The organism is Nitrospira sp. (genome assembly GCA_015709715.1).
Taxonomy (GTDB): Bacteria; Nitrospirota; Nitrospiria; order Nitrospirales; family Nitrospiraceae; genus Nitrospira_A.
This window is the reverse complement of the sequence record CP054184.1, coordinates 1,178,115-1,194,689: the sequence shown is the minus strand read 5'-3', so window position 1 is coordinate 1,194,689 and position 16,575 is coordinate 1,178,115. Positions and strand designations below refer to the sequence as shown.

At 60.4% G+C, this 16,575-nt stretch carries 16 protein-coding genes and 1 tRNA gene; 9 read left to right on the top strand and 8 right to left on the bottom strand.

The window, feature by feature from the left end; genetic code table 11:
- Positions 1-7 precede the first annotated feature (7 nt).
- Both hemG and HRU82_05665 read left to right on the top strand, forming a co-directional pair.
- Complete coding sequence (hemG, locus tag HRU82_05670) at positions 8-1,459, top strand: protoporphyrinogen oxidase (GenBank protein ID QOJ34466.1); 1,452 nt, start codon at positions 8-10, stop codon at positions 1,457-1,459.
- A gap of 40 nt (positions 1,460-1,499) precedes the next feature.
- Positions 1,500-1,916 carry a hypothetical protein gene (locus tag HRU82_05665; GenBank protein ID QOJ34465.1) on the top strand — a complete coding sequence of 139 codons (417 nt, stop codon included), beginning with the start codon at positions 1,500-1,502 and terminating at the stop codon, positions 1,914-1,916.
- A 240-nt stretch (positions 1,917-2,156) separates the two neighbouring features.
- Here HRU82_05665 and HRU82_05660 read toward each other — a convergent pair whose 3' ends face one another.
- Entirely contained in the window at positions 2,157-2,768 is a 612-nt protein-coding gene (locus HRU82_05660) for a hypothetical protein (GenBank protein ID QOJ34464.1), read from the bottom strand.
- Entirely contained in the window at positions 2,765-3,649 is an 885-nt protein-coding gene (gene mazG / locus HRU82_05655) for a nucleoside triphosphate pyrophosphohydrolase (GenBank protein QOJ34463.1), read from the bottom strand. The genes HRU82_05660 and mazG overlap by 4 nt, the downstream gene beginning before the upstream one ends.
- A 137-nt stretch (positions 3,650-3,786) precedes the next feature.
- Between mazG and HRU82_05650 the strand changes: the two genes are divergently transcribed.
- The 6 genes from HRU82_05650 (at position 3,787) to HRU82_05625 (ending at position 10,099) form a co-directional block, all read left to right on the top strand.
- Positions 3,787-4,197 carry a DUF1844 domain-containing protein gene (locus tag HRU82_05650; GenBank protein ID QOJ34462.1) on the top strand — a complete coding sequence of 137 codons (411 nt, stop codon included), beginning with the start codon at positions 3,787-3,789 and terminating at the stop codon, positions 4,195-4,197.
- A gap of 158 nt (positions 4,198-4,355) precedes the next feature.
- Positions 4,356-6,635: a HAMP domain-containing protein gene (locus tag HRU82_05645; protein ID QOJ34461.1), complete on the top strand. Its 2,280-nt coding sequence runs from the start codon at positions 4,356-4,358 to the stop codon at positions 6,633-6,635.
- A gap of 18 nt (positions 6,636-6,653) precedes the next feature.
- The gene (locus tag HRU82_05640) at positions 6,654-8,051 is read left to right on the top strand and encodes a sigma-54-dependent Fis family transcriptional regulator (protein QOJ34460.1); all 1,398 of its coding nucleotides are present in this window, start codon (positions 6,654-6,656) and stop codon (positions 8,049-8,051) included.
- A 59-nt stretch (positions 8,052-8,110) separates the two neighbouring features.
- Positions 8,111-9,148 (top strand): phosphoribosylformylglycinamidine cyclo-ligase, encoded by a 1,038-nt coding sequence (locus HRU82_05635; GenBank protein ID QOJ34459.1) that lies wholly within the window; start codon positions 8,111-8,113, stop codon positions 9,146-9,148.
- Entirely contained in the window at positions 9,138-9,812 is a 675-nt protein-coding gene (locus HRU82_05630; GenBank protein QOJ34458.1) for a phosphoribosylglycinamide formyltransferase, read from the top strand. Before HRU82_05635 ends, HRU82_05630 begins: the two co-directional genes overlap by 11 nt.
- Positions 9,813-10,023: 211 nt before the next feature.
- Positions 10,024-10,099: transfer RNA gene (locus tag HRU82_05625), tRNA-Ala, on the top strand.
- Positions 10,100-10,236: 137 nt separating this feature from the next.
- Here HRU82_05625 and HRU82_05620 read toward each other — a convergent pair.
- From HRU82_05620 to HRU82_05600, 5 genes are all read right to left on the bottom strand, one after another.
- A complete protein-coding gene (locus HRU82_05620; GenBank protein ID QOJ34457.1) occupies positions 10,237-10,566 on the bottom strand; it encodes an Hpt domain-containing protein in 330 nt (109 codons plus the stop codon).
- Positions 10,563-12,329, bottom strand: coding sequence for a response regulator (locus HRU82_05615; protein QOJ34456.1), 1,767 nt, complete (start codon positions 12,327-12,329; stop codon positions 10,563-10,565). The genes HRU82_05620 and HRU82_05615 overlap by 4 nt, the downstream gene beginning before the upstream one ends.
- 50 nt (positions 12,330-12,379) lie before the next feature.
- A complete protein-coding gene (locus tag HRU82_05610) occupies positions 12,380-13,384 on the bottom strand; it encodes a diguanylate cyclase (GenBank protein ID QOJ34455.1) in 1,005 nt (334 codons plus the stop codon).
- Positions 13,385-13,430: 46 nt separating this feature from the next.
- Positions 13,431-14,078 carry a response regulator gene (locus tag HRU82_05605; GenBank protein QOJ34454.1) on the bottom strand — a complete coding sequence of 216 codons (648 nt, stop codon included), beginning with the start codon at positions 14,076-14,078 and terminating at the stop codon, positions 13,431-13,433.
- A gap of 136 nt (positions 14,079-14,214) precedes the next feature.
- Positions 14,215-14,664, bottom strand: coding sequence for a GatB/YqeY domain-containing protein (locus tag HRU82_05600; GenBank protein QOJ34453.1), 450 nt, complete (start codon positions 14,662-14,664; stop codon positions 14,215-14,217).
- Between the two features lie 147 nt (positions 14,665-14,811).
- On the opposite strand from HRU82_05600, the gene HRU82_05595 reads away from it, so the two are divergent.
- A complete protein-coding gene (locus HRU82_05595) occupies positions 14,812-15,027 on the top strand; it encodes a hypothetical protein (GenBank protein ID QOJ34452.1) in 216 nt (71 codons plus the stop codon).
- A 15-nt stretch (positions 15,028-15,042) separates the two neighbouring features.
- Here the strand turns inward: HRU82_05595 and HRU82_05590 are convergent, their stop codons facing one another.
- Entirely contained in the window at positions 15,043-16,476 is a 1,434-nt protein-coding gene (locus tag HRU82_05590; protein ID QOJ34451.1) for an MFS transporter, read from the bottom strand.
- Positions 16,477-16,575: the final 99 nt, after the last annotated feature.

Genomic DNA, 16,575 nt, shown 5'->3' with positions numbered 1-16,575 from the left:
ACCACCTGTGGCGCGTACCCCAAAGTCAGTCGTCATCGTCGGTGGCGGAATCTCAGGACTCTCCATGGCCCTCGCGCTTGTGGAGCAGGCGGCGACCGCGAATCTGCCCGTGACCTGTACGCTGTTGGATGCGGCGCCAGTGTGGGGTGGAAAAATCGTGACCCACCGGGTCGCGCAATTGGTTATGGAAGCGGGGCCGGACTCCTTCCTCTCCCAGAAACCCTGGGCCATGGACCTCTGTCGTCGGCTGGGGCTGGCCGATCAGCTGATCAACACCAACCCGGTTTCCAAGAAAGCCAGCGTTCTGTGGGGTGGGCAGTTGCACGAGTTGCCGGAAGGGCTGGTGACGTTTACGCCGAGCCAACTCGGCCCATTCTTTCGCAGCGGTTTGTTGTCCTGGCTCGACCTCGCGCGTATGGGGTGCGATATCTTGATTCCGCCTCGCCGAGCGGTCGAGGATGAGTCGCTGGCGGCCTTTTTCCGCCGACGGTTCGGACGCCATGCCTGCGAGCGAGTCATGGAACCGCTCATGGCGGGGATCTATGCAGGCGATGCCGAGCAGATGAGCCTGCGGGCAACCTTTCCGCGATTTTACGAGTTGGAGCAGGCATACGGCAGCGTGATTCGGGGGATGATGGCGGCCCGGCGCGCCAGGGGGCAGCAGGCGTCCGGCGAGGGCCCGCAGCATACCATGTTCGTCACGCTGAAAAACGGGCTGGCCGACTTGGTGGAGGCCCTGGCTGCCAGGATCGGGCAGGTGGGTGGTGTGCTGAAGGCCGGTGTGCAAGCGGAGGCCTTGCGGGTGCGATCGACTCACGCTGGGCGCTGGAAGTACGATGTGATCTGCGGCGACGGGACTGCGCTCGCGGCGGACGCCTTGGTATTGGCAACGCCGGCTTATATCAGCGCCGAGTTGATCCGACCGCTCACGCCCTTGGCTGCCGGCTTGATGGACATGATTCCCTATGCCTCGACGGCAACCATTTCGTTGGTCTATGACGGCAAGGCGGTCGGCGACCGGTTGGAGGGCTTCGGTTTCGTGGTGCCGCGCATCGAAGGCCGGGATTTGATCGCGGCGACCTGGACCTCGCTGAAATGGCCGCATCGTGCGCCGCTCAGTGAGGTGTCGGTGCGTTGCTATCTCGGTGGGGTGGGACGAGAGGCCATTTTACAGCGCGACGACGAGGCCCTGATTCGTTGCGTGCGCGACGACCTGGCTTCCATCGTAGGGTTGCAGGCCTCCCCACACTATGTCGAGGTGAATCGGTGGCACCGTGCCATGCCGCAATACACGATCGGCCACCTCGATCGGCTGACCCAACTGGAGACGGCCCTGTCACGATTCGGCGGACTGGCGGTGACCGGCGCGGCTTATCGCGGTGTGGGGATTCCGGACTGTATCCGTGACGGGACAGAGACCGCGACGCGGATGCTCCGCTATCTGGAAACTCTGTACTGACTGCGTGCCTGTCGGCACAGCGAAGAAAAGGAAGCGACTCATGATGAACAATCAACTCGTCATTTCAACCGTGACCGGTCCCTTTCGCGAGCCTCGGGAGCCGGTCCTGTCCTATGACTATTCCATTCAACGGGCGACCTGGGCGGCGACGCATGCGGTCCGGGTGAAGATCGCACTCGCCGAGGAATTGGACTATGTCAAAGCCAAGCTGGTGGGCAATGTGACGGGTAGCCCGGGTCAGCAGCTGCTGCTCAACAAATTGCTTTCCAGGAAGATCGGTGATCAAAAGCTTCGTATTGCCGAGGCCGAAGGGTTTCTCCAGGAACGCGGCGATGTATTGTTGCCGCCTTTTACGGGACCCCTTGCGCAATACTTTCCGCAATTGGAAGCCTGGGTCGAAGCGGAGCGTGATACCCTGCGCGCTGAGATCGCGGCGACGGTCGGGCTCGCCCTCTGAGTCCCTTCCTCCACGCACAGAATCTGTGGATAAATGTGTGAACAACTCAGGCATGGCGGCTTTCCGCCTTGCAGAGAAAGGTTGTTCAGCGGCCTGCACAAGTTTTAGGCATTGGGGGTCATGGAAAATAATCCACTATATATTGTGGAATCGGGAAACACCTAGGGTCATTCTTTAGGGCCAAATGGAGCCTGGGGATAGTAGGTTCAGAATTGAACAGAATAGTAGGGGCCGGGAAGGTCAGAAAATACGACGGTATTGACGGCTGTGGACCCCCGAATCGTCTGCGAAGCCGACCGAGCCGGTATCGGGGTTGCTGGTGTCGTTGAGGTCGATGCGGTAGTGGCCGCGTACATGTTCCATCGCCTCTTCGAAGGGAATGGCCTGGGGGTAGAGGTCACCCGGGGCATGGGCTCCCCGCGCGAGGGTGCGAACGACTTCCTCCGTCGCATACTTCGGATCGGAGAAGATGTAGAGGTCGCCCACGGCCTGGTCGCCGAGTTTATGGCCGGGGCTGGTCGCTGGTAACAGGCCGGGTAGGGTTTGATTCAGCCGTGCCTGCTTGAATTGGTTCAGCAGGTTCACGACTTGGCTCGTCGTGACCTGCGCGGGGACGAGAATGCCGATCGCATTGAACTCCGTCAAGGTGACGGATGCCTTGTACATGACCGGCGCGGCGTCGGGATCCTCCATCGGGATCTGGGAAATTTCCGGGCCCGCCGCCTGTTTCTGTTTGCCGCTGGGCACCGCCAAGTTGATCACCAGCCACATCACCAGAATGACGCCGAAGAGCACCAGCATGGGGTGGAGGCCGGCCCGCTTGCCTTCTTGGTAGGGATTCTCGTCGCTCATGACTCTGTTTCTGCCTGTCTCGCCGCCGCAGGGTGGGGCGACGGGAGTTCCCGCTGAACATTGTGCTCAAGGCGTTTGGCCTCTTCCCACCAGTGGTCCATCTCCTCCGGCGTGAGTGCGTCGACGGTGCGACCGTTCCGCTCCGCTTGGGTTTCAATGTGGCGAAACCGGCTGCTGAAACGGTTCGTCGCTTGTCGAAGCGCCTCTTCGGGGTTCACCTTCAGATGTCGAGCCACGTTCACCAATGAAAAGAGAAGATCGCCCAGCTCCGCGCTGGTCTGGGGCGTCGGCTGTGTGGATGTGTCCGTCTCATGCACCGCCTCCCGCAGTTCGGCAATCTCTTCCTCCACTTTGGAGAGCACCGCAGCCAGGCCCTGGGGGCTATCCGGCCAATCGAAGCCGGCGCGGGCGGCACGGACCTGAGTCTGGTAGGCCCGTAGCAAGGCCGGGAGGGCCTGGGGAATGTCGTGCAGGACGGACTGCGGCTTACCTGCATCTTGGCGTTCGGCCCGTTTGATGTCTTCCCAGCGGTGAACGACTTGATCGGCGTTGAGCGCCGGCTGACCGACGGCTCCTTCCCCGAACACATGCGGATGGCGGCGTACCAATTTGTCGCTCAAATGCTGGAGGACGTCGTCGATGGTGAAGGTGCCCTCTTCAGACCCGATCTGGCTGTGAAACAGGACTTGCAGCAAGACATCGCCCAATTCTTCCTTGAGCTTGGCGAAGTCGTGACGGTCGATCGTGTCGAGCGCCTCGTAGGTTTCTTCGATGAGATAGGGTTTGAGCGATTCGTGCGTTTGCTTGCGATCCCAGGGGCAGCCTCCGGGAGCGCGCAACGCGGCCATGATGGAGACGACTCGGTCGAACCGTTCGGACATCGATGATTCCTTCAGGCTGGTAGGGTGCACTCTAGCTGAGTTCGCGGACACCTTCAACGGGCATCCTGTCTTGCGTAGGGTTAGGCCCTATGGTAGGGTACGGGCCGCTTTACCAGTTGAGCAATGGAGGCGCTTTCATGGGTGACGAGAAGGAACAGGGATTCGTCGTTCGTGACCGTCGGGGACGGAGTGAAGAGGCCACGCCGCCGCAACCCGAGCCTCCTCCCGCCTCCTCTCCACAGGCTCACGAACGGCACGATGCCGGTGCCGCAGCCGGCCATCTGCCGGTCAATTTTTCCTCCTTCGTCATCTCCATGGGCAGTTCGGCCCTCATGCTCATGGGGGAGCAGCTGGATCCCCAGCAAGCGGCGATGCCATTGAACCTTCCGCAGGCCAAGGAAATGATCGACATCCTGTCCATGTTGGAGGAGAAGACGCGCGGGAACCTCACGGCGGATGAGCAGACGGTCATCACCGACATGTTGTACGCCTTGCGTATGAAATTCGTCTCCCTCACCTCGGGCAAGTCGACGTTGCGCACTCCCTAGCTTCCCTGCGTTCGCCGACGACTTGTCGCGCATCGAGCCCCTGTCCCCCGTACCATCCCGATCCGTCTTTTGAGACTCTCCAAAGAATTGGTTATAGTGGTGCAGGATTCACGAGCCACGATACGAGTCTGGGGGCGCCGGTGCCGGATTCCATGGACATGACCAAGCTGGTCCCGCCCGATGTGGTGCGCGAGAAGCAGGGGGCCGCAACGGCGACGGCCGAAAGCGAGCGGCGCAAACGCCATGTCCGGCCGGTCTGGATCGTCCTGATTCTCCTGCTGCCCTGCCTCGCCCTGACCGTCTATTACGCTCAAACAGCCATTCCGCTTGGCGAAGAGTCCGATTCATTTCTCCCCAGCACCGGCTATGCCTTCGTCCTCCTGCTGGTCAATCTCGACCTGATCGGCTTCGTGGTCCTCACCCTCCTGCTCTCGCGCAACCTCATCAAGGCTTATTTCGAACGTCGCCATCGGCTTGTCGGGTCCGGGTTTCGTGCCAAGCTCGTGGCCGCCTTCATCGGCTTTTCGCTCATCCCCACCGTCTTGCTGGCGTTGGTGGCCAGCGGGTTGGTCAACAAGGCGGTCGATGTCTGGTTCAACGACCAAATCGAACATGTGATGAAGGACTCCTACGAGGTGGCCCGGCTGCACCATGCCGGGCATGTGTCCCTGGCGATCAACAGCGCGCGAGCCATCAGCCACGAGATTTTTCGCGAGGAGCTGTTGGCGCCGGAGCAGCGCGATCTCCTGGTGGCCGCCATCACCCGGAAACGGGCGGAATATGCCACGGCCGGTATCGAGGTCTTTTCCGCGAAGATGGAAACCTTGACAAAGGCGTTGGATCCAGAAGTGCCTGTTTCGGTGCTCGATCTGCCGATCGGCCAATTGGTGCTGCAGGTCATCAACGGCAAGCAGGAACTCACCTCCGTGCAGGAGGCGCAGACCGGGCGGTTGGTCCGGGCGGGCGTGCCGATCGCATCCAGCATCCGGCGCGGCGAGATCGACGGCGTCGTGGTGGTGGATGCCTACGTGCCGGAATCCTTGCTCGGCAAGATGGAAAGTATCGGCCGCCAGTATGCCGAGTACAAGCAAATGAAGGCGATGAAGAATCCCATCAAGGCGGGCGCCTACCTGCTGGTCGCCGTGATCACCGTCATGATCCTCTTCAGCGCCACCTGGTTCGGTTTTTATGTGGCGCGCGGCATTACCGTGCCCATTCACCGTCTCGCGGAGGCGACGGAGGCCATTGCCCAGGGGGACCTATCGGTGCGCATCGAGGTCAAGGCGACGGATGAAATCGGAACATTGGTCGAATCCTTCAACCGCATGACCGCCGATCTGCAGAGCAGCAAATCCAAGGTGGAAGAGGCCAACGTGTCGTTACGGCAGTCCAACATGGAATTGGATCGTCGCCGGGCCTACATCGAAACCGTGGTCGATACGATCGCAGCGGGTTTGTTGTCGATCGACCGGCAGGGCATCATCACCACCTTCAACCCTTCAGCGGAGCGCATCCTCGGCCTCTGGGCCGATCGTTTTCGGGGACGGCCGGCCAACGAGGTCTTCAAAGAGTATAAGCTGGAACTGTTTCAATCCGTCTACGATCGTATGCAGGCCGACAATCGGGACAACCTCGCCCTCGAAGGCCAATTGGACTTGCAGGGCAGGTTCCTGACGATCGGCGTCCATTGTTCGCGCATGAAGGACGAAGCCAACAAGGATTTGGGCTTCGTGTTGATTTTTGAAGACCTGTCTGAACTGATCAAGGCCCAGAAAGCCGCGGCCTGGCGGGAGGTGGCGCAACGGATCGCCCATGAGATCAAGAACCCGCTCACGCCGATCCAGCTCTCGGCCCAGCGGTTGCGAAAAAAATTTCAGGACAAGGCCCCCGACTTCGACCGGATCTGCGACGAATCCACCCAGGTGATCGTCAACGAAGTCGGCAGTCTGAAGCAGATGCTGGACGAATTTTCAAAGTTCGCCCGCATGCCGGCTCCCCACATGACGCTGAACTCGCTGGATGAGGTCGTGAAGGAAGTGGTCGCCCTGTACCAGAGCGCCCATCGCGAGATCGACTGCGTCGTGGAACTCGATCCCGATCTACCCGCCTTCAACTTCGATCGGGAGCAGATCAAGCGCGCGCTGGTGAACCTGTGCGACAACGGGATCCATGCGATGAACCACAAGGGGCGTCTGTGGATCACCACCCGGTACGACACGAAACAGCGCCGGGCAGTCGTGACGGTGGCGGATGAGGGGACGGGAATCGCGCCGGAGGATCAGGAGCGGCTGTTCGTTCCCTACTTCTCCCGCAAGAAGACGGGTACGGGGTTGGGTTTAGCGATCGTGCGGCGCATCGTGACCGATCATGACGGCCAGATCCATGCCGGAAATCACCAGCCCAAGGGCGCGTCGTTTACCTTCGAATTGCCGGTCTGAACGGAGTATGGAGAAGACATGGCTGCTTCTATTCTCATTGTCGACGACGAAGTCTCCATCCTGAATTCCTTGAGCAGTATTCTGGAGGATGAAGGGTATGAGGTGACCGTGGCCAAGAGCGGCATCGAAGCGCTCAAGCTCTGTGCAGCGAATCCCCCCGAGTTGATGATGCTCGATATTTGGATGCCTGAAATGGATGGGCTGGAAACGCTCCGACGGTTGCGCGAGTTGGTGCCGCAGACGCAGGTCATGATGATGTCCGGGCACGGGTCTATCGAAACCGCGGTGAAGGCCATCAAGCTCGGCGCCTATGACTATATCGAGAAGCCGCTGTCGCTTGAGAATGTGACTCTCCGCGTCAAACATGCCCTAGATCAGCATCGGCTGGAGCAGGAGAATCGTCGGCTTCGGACCAAGGTGGAGGGAAAATTCGAACTGGTGGGGAACTCGCCGGCCATGCAGCAGTTGAAACAGATCATTGCGACGGCGGGGCCGACCAACAGTCGAGTCTTGATCGGCGGCGAAAACGGCACCGGGAAAGAGCTGGTGGCCCGAGCCATTCATCTACAAAGCCCCAGGGCGACGCGACCGTTCGTGGCGGTGAACTGTGCCGCAATTCCCGAAACCTTGATCGAAAGCGAACTCTTCGGGCATGAGCGAGGGGCCTTCAGCGGAGCCACCTCGATGAAGCGCGGTCAATTCGAACAGGCCGACGGTGGGACGCTCTTCCTCGATGAAATCGCCGATATGAGCCTGAGTACGCAGGCCAAGGTGTTGCGCGCCCTGCAAGAGCAGCAATTCACGCGGGTCGGAGGGACGAAGCTGAGCAAGGTCGATGTGCGCGTGTTGGCGGCCTCCAATAAAGACCTGCTGAAGGAAATCGAGAAGGGCACCTTTCGGGAAGACCTGTTCTACCGGCTGAACGTCGTGCCGATCGTGGTGCCGACCCTGCGAGATCGCCGCGAAGACATTCCCCTGTTGGTGAAGCATTTCCTGCGTCTCCATGCGGAGGAACAGGGCCTCAAGCTCAAGCAGGTCTCCCCGGACGCCATGGATGTGTTTATGCAGTATGAGTGGCCGGGCAACATTCGAGAACTGCGTAACCTGATCGAACGGCTCATGATCATGGTGCCGGGTCCCGTGATCGAGGCCTCGCATGCGTCGCTGGCGCTCCAGGTCCGTCCTCCCTCGGCGGCGCAGGCGGTTTCCGGCGGCCAGCCCGCCAGTTCGTTACTCACGCGGTCGTATGAGTCCTTGCGAGATGCTCGTAATGCCTTTGAAAAGGAATTCATCGCCCGCAAACTCCGCGAGCACCATTGGAACATTTCCCGCACGGCGGAAGACCTCAAAATCGAGCGCAGTCACCTCCATCGGAAAATCAAGCTGCTGGATGTCGAGATGCGTCCGGAAAGCTGAGTAAGCCGGTGAGACTCTTATTGACCCACCCTCCGTCGGCTCGCTAAGATGCGGCGCCTATGACCACCTATCGCGAGGCCGGGGTCGACATCGATGCCGGCGATGCCTTCGTCGAACGTATCAAGCCACATGTGCGGGCCACCTTCCGTCCTGAAGTCCTGACCGATCTCGGCGGGTTCGGAGGGTTGTTTCGGTTTCAAGCCGACCGCTATCGCGATCCGGTCCTCGTCTCAGGGACCGACGGCGTCGGCACCAAACTGAAAATCGCCTTCCTCATGGACAAGCACGACACGGTCGGCATTGACTTGGTTGCGATGTGCGTCAACGACATTGCGGTCAGCGGCGCTGAGCCGCTGTTTTTCCTCGACTACTTTGCGACCGGGAAACTGTCGCTTGGGACGGCCGAAGCCGTCGTGCGCGGCATTGCGGAAGGCTGCCGCCAGGCCGGTTGCGCGTTGATCGGCGGGGAGACGGCGGAGATGCCGTCGTTTTATGCCGCCGGCGAATACGATTTGGCCGGGTTTGCCGTCGGGGTGGTCGATCGTTCCAAGATGATCGATGGGCGCGGCATCGTGCCGGGTGATGCCGTCATCGGGCTCGCGTCGACGGGTGTCCACAGTAACGGTTTCTCCTTGGTGCGGAAGGTGTTGTTCGAAAAAAGCGGATTGACGGTCGACAGCCAGGTGCCGGAGCTGGGCGGAACCTTGGGCGACACGCTCCTGACCCCCACGCGGATTTACGCGAAGCAAATTTTGGCGCTGGCGGAGGCCTATCCCATCAAAGGCATTGCCCACATCACCGGCGGCGGTATTACGGAGAATCTGCCGCGGGTGTTCCCGCCGCATTGCGGAGCACGGATTCAGCGTGGTGCGTGGCCGGTGTTACCTGTCTTTCACCTGATCCAAGAGCGGGGTGGAGTGTCGGCGGAGGAAATGGCTCGGGTGTTCAACATGGGCATCGGCTTGGTTCTCGTCGTAGCGCCTGAACATGCTGACCAGGTGATGGCGAAGGCGATTGAATTGGGCGATCGGGCCTATCGGATGGGAGAGATCGTGACCCAGGCGGCCGAAGAGGGGGTAGTGGACTATGTCGGCTGAGTCGCCGCGTCTGCTGCGTCTTGCGGTACTGCTGTCGGGGCGCGGCTCCAATCTCCAGGCCATCATCGATGCTATCGAGGGGGGCACGCTCTCGGCGGAGATCGCCGTCGTGCTCAGTAACAAACAGGATGCAGCCGGTCTGGAACGAGCTCGGAAGCATGGGGTGACGGCCCTGTGGCTTGACCCGAAGCCCTTCGCAGGACGTCCGGACAGCCGCGAAGCCTATGACCGGGCGGTGCTGGAGATCCTGCAGAAATATGAAGTGGACCTCGTGCTCCTGGCCGGTTACATGAAGATCGTCACCGGGGTGTTGGTGAAGACCTACGAAAACCGAATGATGAACATCCACCCGTCGTTGTTGCCGTCGTTCCCGGGCCTCGACGTGCAGAAGAAGGCCATCGAACATGGCTGCAAGATCGCAGGCTGCACCGTGCACTTCGTGACCGAAGGGGTCGATGAAGGCCCCATTATCATCCAGGCGGCCGTGCCGGTTTTGGAAGGGGATACGCCGGATCGTCTGGCAGCTCGAATCTTGGAGCAAGAGCACCAGGTGTACCCTCGCGCAATCCAGCTCTACGCGGAGGGTAGGTTGAAAGTGGAGGGGCGGCGGGTCACGGTCGCCGGGATCGGAGAAGCAACCACCGGTTTTCGTTATCCGACGTAAGGCCTATGGAAATTCATAACTTCGTATGGAGACCTGGGCGCGTGTTGTGTATAATGCCGCCTGAGTGATGCGAGGGCGAGCGTCGGCCTTTCTCCCCGTCTCCTCCGCAGAAATGAACACCTGTGCACTTGCGCCCAGGTTTGCCTGCGGTTAATCAGACGGCGCTCGCCTTCTCCTTCCTCGTAACAACCGTCCGCAGCCTACATATCGTGGGGGGCTAGCTCAGTTGGGAGAGCACTACGTTCGCAACGTAGGGGTCGGGGGTTCGACTCCCCTGCCCTCCACCAAAGTTCAATCTGCATAAAACTCTTTTTCTTTCCTGCTCATAGTCAGTCCGTTCGAACCAGACATTCATCACCCGTTGACAGCCTGACTCGCCGATTTCTCCGAGGGGTGAGACTCTGGAACGGAGTCGGTTGAGGGGTTATGCCCCGTAGATCACGGTGACGTGGGCAAGGAAATCCCGCAGCCGGGCCAGAGTGGCTTCAAGCGCGACGAGGTCCTGCCTCAGAGCGGCCTGTTCCAGCCGGTGGCCGATGGCGCTGATGAGCGGGAAGCCATAGCCGCCGCCGTCACCTTTCATGCGGTGGCCCAGTAGGCGGATCGTCTCGAGATCTTTCGTCCTGAGACAGTGCTCGATCGTGACCACGTCCCGCCGCCGGTTGTCGAGAAAGCCCGGCACGATGGCCTGCAGGTCCGGGTCGATCCGTACGATAGACGTTCCCTCGTTCTGCTCGGTCGGGCCGTTGTTCATCGTGGCCGCATCCTTTCCTGCGCAGCGAGGGTCTCCAGCAACGTGGCTTTCGTGACCGGTTTGGTCATATGGGCATCGCAGCCTGCCCGGAGGATGCGAGCGGTCTCTTCTTTGAGCGCCAAGGCGGTCAGTGCGATGATGCGGACGGGAGGAAGACCCTGTGCGCGTTCCCATCGACGGATGGTCTTGGTGGCCGTCAATCCGTCCATGACGGGCATCTGCATGTCCATGAGGATCACATCGTAGTGGCCGTTCTGGAATTTTGCCACGCCGATGTGGCCATCGTCTGCGAGCTCCAGTCGATGGGGCGTCTGCTTCAAGTAGGACTGGATCAAGACCTGGTTGTCTTGCGAATCCTCGACCAACAGAATCCGCAGAGGAACTGTGGGAGCGGGGACCTGGCTGGTGTTCACGGCCGGTGTCGGTGTGGTCAGCCTGTTGCGTCCCAGGGCGATGCCGATGGTTTGCCGGAGATCCGAGCGTCGAATCGGTTTGACGAGGTAACCCCCTAGTCCCAGATCATAGGTTCTGGCAATGTCGTCGGCCCACCGGTCCGACGTCAGCACGATGATGGTGAGATCGTGGAGGGTTGCATCGGCACGAATCCGTTCGATCACGTCGAAACCGCTGAGCCCCGGCATCCGACAATCCAGCAGCAGGAGATTGAACGGGGCCTGGGCAGTCCGTGCCCCTTCTAGCTGCTCCAGCGCCTGTTCTCCGCTTTCAGCCTCGATCACGGACGCACCCCAGTCATAGAGCATCTCTCGGAGGATCAGCCGGTTGGTGGGGTAATCATCCACGACGAGGCAGCAGAGTCCCGTCAGATCGATCGTATCGGCTACGGCTGTGTCCATGTGGGGGGGCTGAACGTCCAGCCGAACGACACAATGAAAGGTGCTGCCCTCACCAACCCTACTTTCGGCCCAGATCCGCCCCTTCATGAGCCTGGCCAGGTGTTGCGAGATCGCTAACCCCAATTCGGTTCCGCCGTATCGGCGGGCGATGGCTCCATCAGCTTGCGTGAAGGTTTCAAAGATCATTGTGAGCTTATCCGGGGGGATGCCGATACCGGTGTCTTGGACGGAGAAGCGAATGGTGCCTGGGGCCTGGTGGTCCGGATCGTTGGTGACGGTCATCACGACCGAGCCCTTGTCCGTGAATTTGATCGCGTTGCCGAGCAGGTTGAGCAAAATCTGGTACAGGCGGTTCGGGTCACCGATCAGCCGGCAGGGTACCTGTTGCGAGAGATGGCAGACCAGTTCGAGGCTCTTCTCATCGGCCCGCAGCGCGAGCATCTCCAGAGCCTTGTCGATCAATTCGGCGAGGTCGAATTCAATGCGGTCGAGGTCCAACCGACCGGATTCGACCTTCGAGAGATCCAGGATGTCATTGATAAGGGTCAGCAGGCTTGTGCCGGCCCGGCGGAAAATCCGCAGATACTTGCGCTGTTCCGGCGTCAGGCTGGTTTCCCACAACAGGTCGGCCATTCCGATGATGGCATTCATGGGGGTGCGGATTTCATGGCTCATGCTCGCGAGGAATTCGCTCTTGGCGCGGTTGGCGACTTCGGCCGCCTCTTTTGCGCGCTGCAGCTCTGCTACGCGACGCTCTAACTCACGGGAGACGCGCCGCAGCGCTCGTTCCGCTCGAGCGCGGGCGAGTTGCTCTTGTTTGAGCCTGGTGGAAGCTGAGGGAGGGTGAGTCGACCGTTGTTTTGAAGCGGGGAGGGAGGCCTGCCGGGAGCGCGCCGTTGATTTGGCCATGTAGAGTTCAATCGTCTACGGCGCATGCGGGTCTTGCAAACGCGTGTGCCTCAGTCCTTGTCGGTGTGATGGACGAGTGAAAGGACGCCGGCTTGCTTGATCCGATTGCGCCCTTCTTGCTTGGCTTGATACAGCGCCTGGTCCGCCGCTCGAATGAGATCGGTCGGTGACGCTACCCGGCTGGGGACCGTGCTTGCGAATCCAAGGCTGATCGTGAGGGTATCTCCTTTGGAATACGTGATCTCCGCTTCGCCCACCTTTCGCCTGAGTGTGTCAGCTACCTGTCCGGCGCCTTCCACCGTCGTGCCGGGCAGCACGATCACGAACTCGTCGCCGCCATACCGCGCGACCAAGTCGCCTGGCCGGTTCACGTGGCTGGAAATGAGATGCGCGACCTGCCGCAGACACTCATCTCCAGCCTGGTGGCCGTGGCTGTCGTTATAGGTTTTGAAGTAATCGATATCGAGCATGATCAAGGACAATGGCGTCGATTCACGCGCCGCGCGCCGCCATTCCTGATCCAGGAAGTCGTCGAACTGCCGTCGGTTGGTGATCCCGGTCAAGCCGTCGAGACACGAGAGCCGCAGCAGCATTTGATTGGCTTCCTGCAATTGGCGCATCACTTCAAGCAATTCCTGTTCGCGTGCCCGGCGGCGTTCGATTTCATGGACCAGACGCAGGACGCAACGGACGCGTGTCAGGAGATCGATTTTGCTCAAGGGCTTGGCGACATAATCGACGGCGCCCGCCGCGAAGGCAAGTTGTAGATCGACCGGATCGGTCTTGACCGTTACCATGATGATCGGCACGTCACGATACCGCTCGACTGCCTTGATCTGCCGGCAGGCCTCAATGCCGCTGGTCGAGGGCATGAGGATGTCCATCAGGATCAGGTCGATCCGGCTGGTCATCTGGCGGCCGCCATCGAGTCCCAACAGGCGAAACGCCGCTGCGGCGGATTCCGCTACGAACGTCTCCTCGTAGCCGGCATTCGCGAGAATGGATTGGATCAGCAGGCGATCGTCCGCCGAATCATCGACGATCAAGATACCCATGGCAGGGGGCCTCCGTGAGAATGTGTCGTAGGGGGGATGCTAGCAGCTAGGCCGTATAAACGCCAGGGTAAAGCTTTTTGATGCAGGGGGTGCAGAGGCCGTGACTGAACTCCGCCTCCGAATGTTGTTGAATATACTCTTCCAACTGTTGCCAGAAGCCTTGATCGTTCCGGATTTTTTTGCACGAGGCGCAGATCGGGACCAGTCCTTTGAGCACCTTCACTTCGCGGAGGGCTCGTTGGAGTTCTTCATTGCTGCGGCGGAGTTCCTGCTCGCGGCTCTTGCGGCAGTCCATTTCCTGTTTGAGGGTCAGCGCCGATTTCACACGGGCGAGCAGCTCTACGCTGTTGACCGGTTTGGTGATGAAGTCCATGGCGCCGGCCGTAAAGGCAGCCTGGAGGTTGTCCAGATCGGTCTTGGCCGTGACGACGATGATCGGGATATCACGCAGGTGTTCGAGGCTCTTGATATGGTGGGTCGCGGCCACGCCGTCGGTGCCGGGCATCAGGCAATCCATCAAGATCAGGTCGATGGGCGCCGTCGATGGAGCGGTCGCGTGGCCGGATAGGCCGAGGTGGCCATAGGCGATCGCGGCTGAGTCCGCGACCACTACGTCCCGGTGTCCGGCTTTTTTGAGGATGGCGCTCAGCAAGATCTGCTGATCCGGTGAGTCGTCCACGATCAGAATGCTCATCAGGAACCTCCTGCCGGAATACCGTATGGGGCCCGGAGAGGACCGCCCTTCATGGGACTTACGCGGCGTAGACGCCCGAGGTCCGGTGACACGTTATCGGTGAAATGGCAGGGAAGATTAAGTGGGACAGCGGGGCTTACCGGTTGAGTGCCGCCTTGACGAGGTCGCTGACGATTTTCCCGTCGACAGACTGGCCGGCCAGACGAGCCAGGACCGTCTTCATCACCGGTCCCATGTCTTTGAGGGATGAGGCACCGGTTTCCGTAATGACGGCGGCGACGACTCGAGCGAGATCCTCAGTTGCGACGGGGGCCGGGAGGTAGCTTTGGATGATGGTGATTTCCTGTCGTTCCTTGGAGGCCAAGTCAGGTCGTTGGCCCTTCTCGTATTGCTCGGCTGCTTCCTGTCTCTGCTTGATAAGCGTGGTCATGATCCGGCTCATGCCGGCATCGTCAAGATCTTGCTTCAGCTCGACTTCCTTATTCAGCACGGCGGCCTTGATCATGCGGATCACGTCCATGCGCAGCTGGTCTCTGGACTTCATCGCCGATTTCAGATCCTCGCTCAGACGGTCACGTAGCGACATCGTGTTCCTTTCCAGAAAGAGCAATGCCGGAGAATATCGCCTTTGTTCTAGGCAGTCAATGAGGGGGGCGACGGGTTGAGAGTCTCCGGAGAGTTCCCCATAATGACGCATCGAGACCCAAGGCATGATCGTGAGCCAAGGAGGAGCATGATGGGCAACCGGAGAGAGGGGATGACGGGCGGCGTGCGATTGGCGATGATGCTGGACGGTTTGCTTGTGGTAGGACTGTTGACGACGAGTTGCGCCGAAGAGCGGCCGAAACCAATGGCTCAACCGTCGTCCGATCAGGTCAAGGGGAATGCGGATCGTGCCTTCGACAGACTAAAGCAAGAAGAGGGGGAGCACAAACCGTCCGGCATGTAGCGCGGCCAGCCGGTTCTATTGAGCCACGCGAGGACTCCGCCAATCCAGTCGTGCCGCAAGCGGTTTGATGATCGGCAGTTCTCGGAAGAGTTGCTGGTGGGGCGGGCGCCCTACGGCTCTGGGTTCGGTGAAACGGTGCAGTAAACTCACGCTAATGGTCAGGCGTAAGATTCCTGACAATGCGAAGAGCAGGGGCAGGTTGGAGGCCGGCGCCAATTCCCACGATCCAATCGCGAGGGTGGCCGGCATCACCGTGGCCAGCCAGCTTCCGGTCAAGGCACCCAGACCCCATCCCACCGCGTTCATCGCATTGGTCAGCGCGATGCCTCTTGTGCGTTCCTCGGGGCGGACTGAATCAAGGACATAGTTCTGCAGTCCGAGCGAGAGCCCGGCCCAGATCACCCCGCCGCCGAAATTCCATCCTAGGAGAAACAGGTAGTTCTCGCTGAGTACGTAGCCCAAGGGGAGCAATGGGACGGCCAGGCTGGTCATGGTGAGCAGCAGTTTGTTGCCGTACCGATCGCCGAATTGCCCCCACGGAGTCAGGGTCAGGAATTGTGCGAGGAGGCTGCTTGCCATCCACCCCGCATAGTGGAGGTAGGTCCAGTGCAGATCTCGGAGCAAGTAGACCACAAAGAAGGGGCCCGACAACAGCACCGCAAAGTGCATGGATCCTGAGAACAGGAGAAAATTTCGGAAGTTCAGGGTGGCAGTCTGAAAGAGAAAATGCCGGAAGCCTTTCGGGGCCTCGAGTCCTTGCACCAAACCCGATGTTGAAATGCGCATCTGGCAGCGCAGGGCAGCGAGCCGGGCCGCGGCGGACCCAAGGAAGACGACCACGAATCCCAGCCAGGCGATCTCCCAACTCTGTCCGAGCGTCAAGATGCTGCCCGCTACTCCGAGGGCGACAAAACTTGCCAGGGCCGTCATGCGAGCCCGTTTGGCGAAATAACTGCCTCGGTCCTCCGGCTCGACGAGCCCGGCCAGCAGACTGTGCCAGACAGGAGCGGTCCCGTGCCCGAAGGCAAAATACAGCATGGCACAGCCGACGAGGAGCCAGGGGCCGATCTGCGGGAAGAGGAACGGGAGCGCCAGCAACGGTACCCAGCAGAGAGTTTGTGCCCAGCCTCCGGTAAGGAGGAGCCGGTGAGGGTGGCCGAAATGCTGGACGAGTTTGACGGATGCCAGCTGTGCGATGACTCCAACGAATTGCGGCAGGGCCGCCAGGATGCCGATATGCAGAGGTGTCGCATGTAGGTACAAGGCGAAGGCGGAGAAATAGTGCTCTCCCCCACCCTGGGCCACAGCTTGAAATGCCGCATCACGAACCCCGTATCGACGACTCATGAGGTCGGGAAAGGTCTGGTCTTCGTCCGGCGCAAGTGCCGCAGCCGATGAGAGGGGCGGGAGGGCGGTGTTTGACTGGAGAGGCGCACCCGAAGCATTCATGCACTCACACTGGTTCGAAAATTATACCAGGCCGTCGGTTGAAACAGACTCGGTTGTTTTCCGGGGACCGCACCCGTTGACCCCTTTCTTGACAGTCGG

Bases quoted from the DNA above. Each gene is read 5' to 3' on its own strand.
- HRU82_05645 (QOJ34461.1), top strand. From the start codon at position 4,356: ATGACCAAGCTGGTCCCGCCCGATGTGGTGCGCGAGAAGCAGGGGGCC.
- HRU82_05615 (QOJ34456.1), bottom strand. From the start codon at position 12,329: ATGGCCAAATCAACGGCGCGCTCCCGGCAGGCCTCCCTCCCCGCTTCA.
- HRU82_05665 (QOJ34465.1), top strand. From the start codon at position 1,500: ATGATGAACAATCAACTCGTCATTTCAACCGTGACCGGTCCCTTTCGC.
- HRU82_05660 (QOJ34464.1), bottom strand. From the start codon at position 2,768: ATGAGCGACGAGAATCCCTACCAAGAAGGCAAGCGGGCCGGCCTCCAC.
- HRU82_05650 (QOJ34462.1), top strand. From the start codon at position 3,787: ATGGGTGACGAGAAGGAACAGGGATTCGTCGTTCGTGACCGTCGGGGA.
- HRU82_05620 (QOJ34457.1), bottom strand. From the start codon at position 10,566: ATGAACAACGGCCCGACCGAGCAGAACGAGGGAACGTCTATCGTACGG.
- HRU82_05635 (QOJ34459.1), top strand. From the start codon at position 8,111: ATGACCACCTATCGCGAGGCCGGGGTCGACATCGATGCCGGCGATGCC.
- HRU82_05600 (QOJ34453.1), bottom strand. From the start codon at position 14,664: ATGTCGCTACGTGACCGTCTGAGCGAGGATCTGAAATCGGCGATGAAG.
- HRU82_05630 (QOJ34458.1), top strand. From the start codon at position 9,138: ATGTCGGCTGAGTCGCCGCGTCTGCTGCGTCTTGCGGTACTGCTGTCG.
- HRU82_05605 (QOJ34454.1), bottom strand. From the start codon at position 14,078: ATGAGCATTCTGATCGTGGACGACTCACCGGATCAGCAGATCTTGCTG.
- HRU82_05590 (QOJ34451.1), bottom strand. From the start codon at position 16,476: ATGAATGCTTCGGGTGCGCCTCTCCAGTCAAACACCGCCCTCCCGCCC.
- mazG (QOJ34463.1), bottom strand. From the start codon at position 3,649: ATGTCCGAACGGTTCGACCGAGTCGTCTCCATCATGGCCGCGTTGCGC.
- HRU82_05640 (QOJ34460.1), top strand. From the start codon at position 6,654: ATGGCTGCTTCTATTCTCATTGTCGACGACGAAGTCTCCATCCTGAAT.
- HRU82_05595 (QOJ34452.1), top strand. From the start codon at position 14,812: ATGATGGGCAACCGGAGAGAGGGGATGACGGGCGGCGTGCGATTGGCG.
- HRU82_05610 (QOJ34455.1), bottom strand. From the start codon at position 13,384: ATGGGTATCTTGATCGTCGATGATTCGGCGGACGATCGCCTGCTGATC.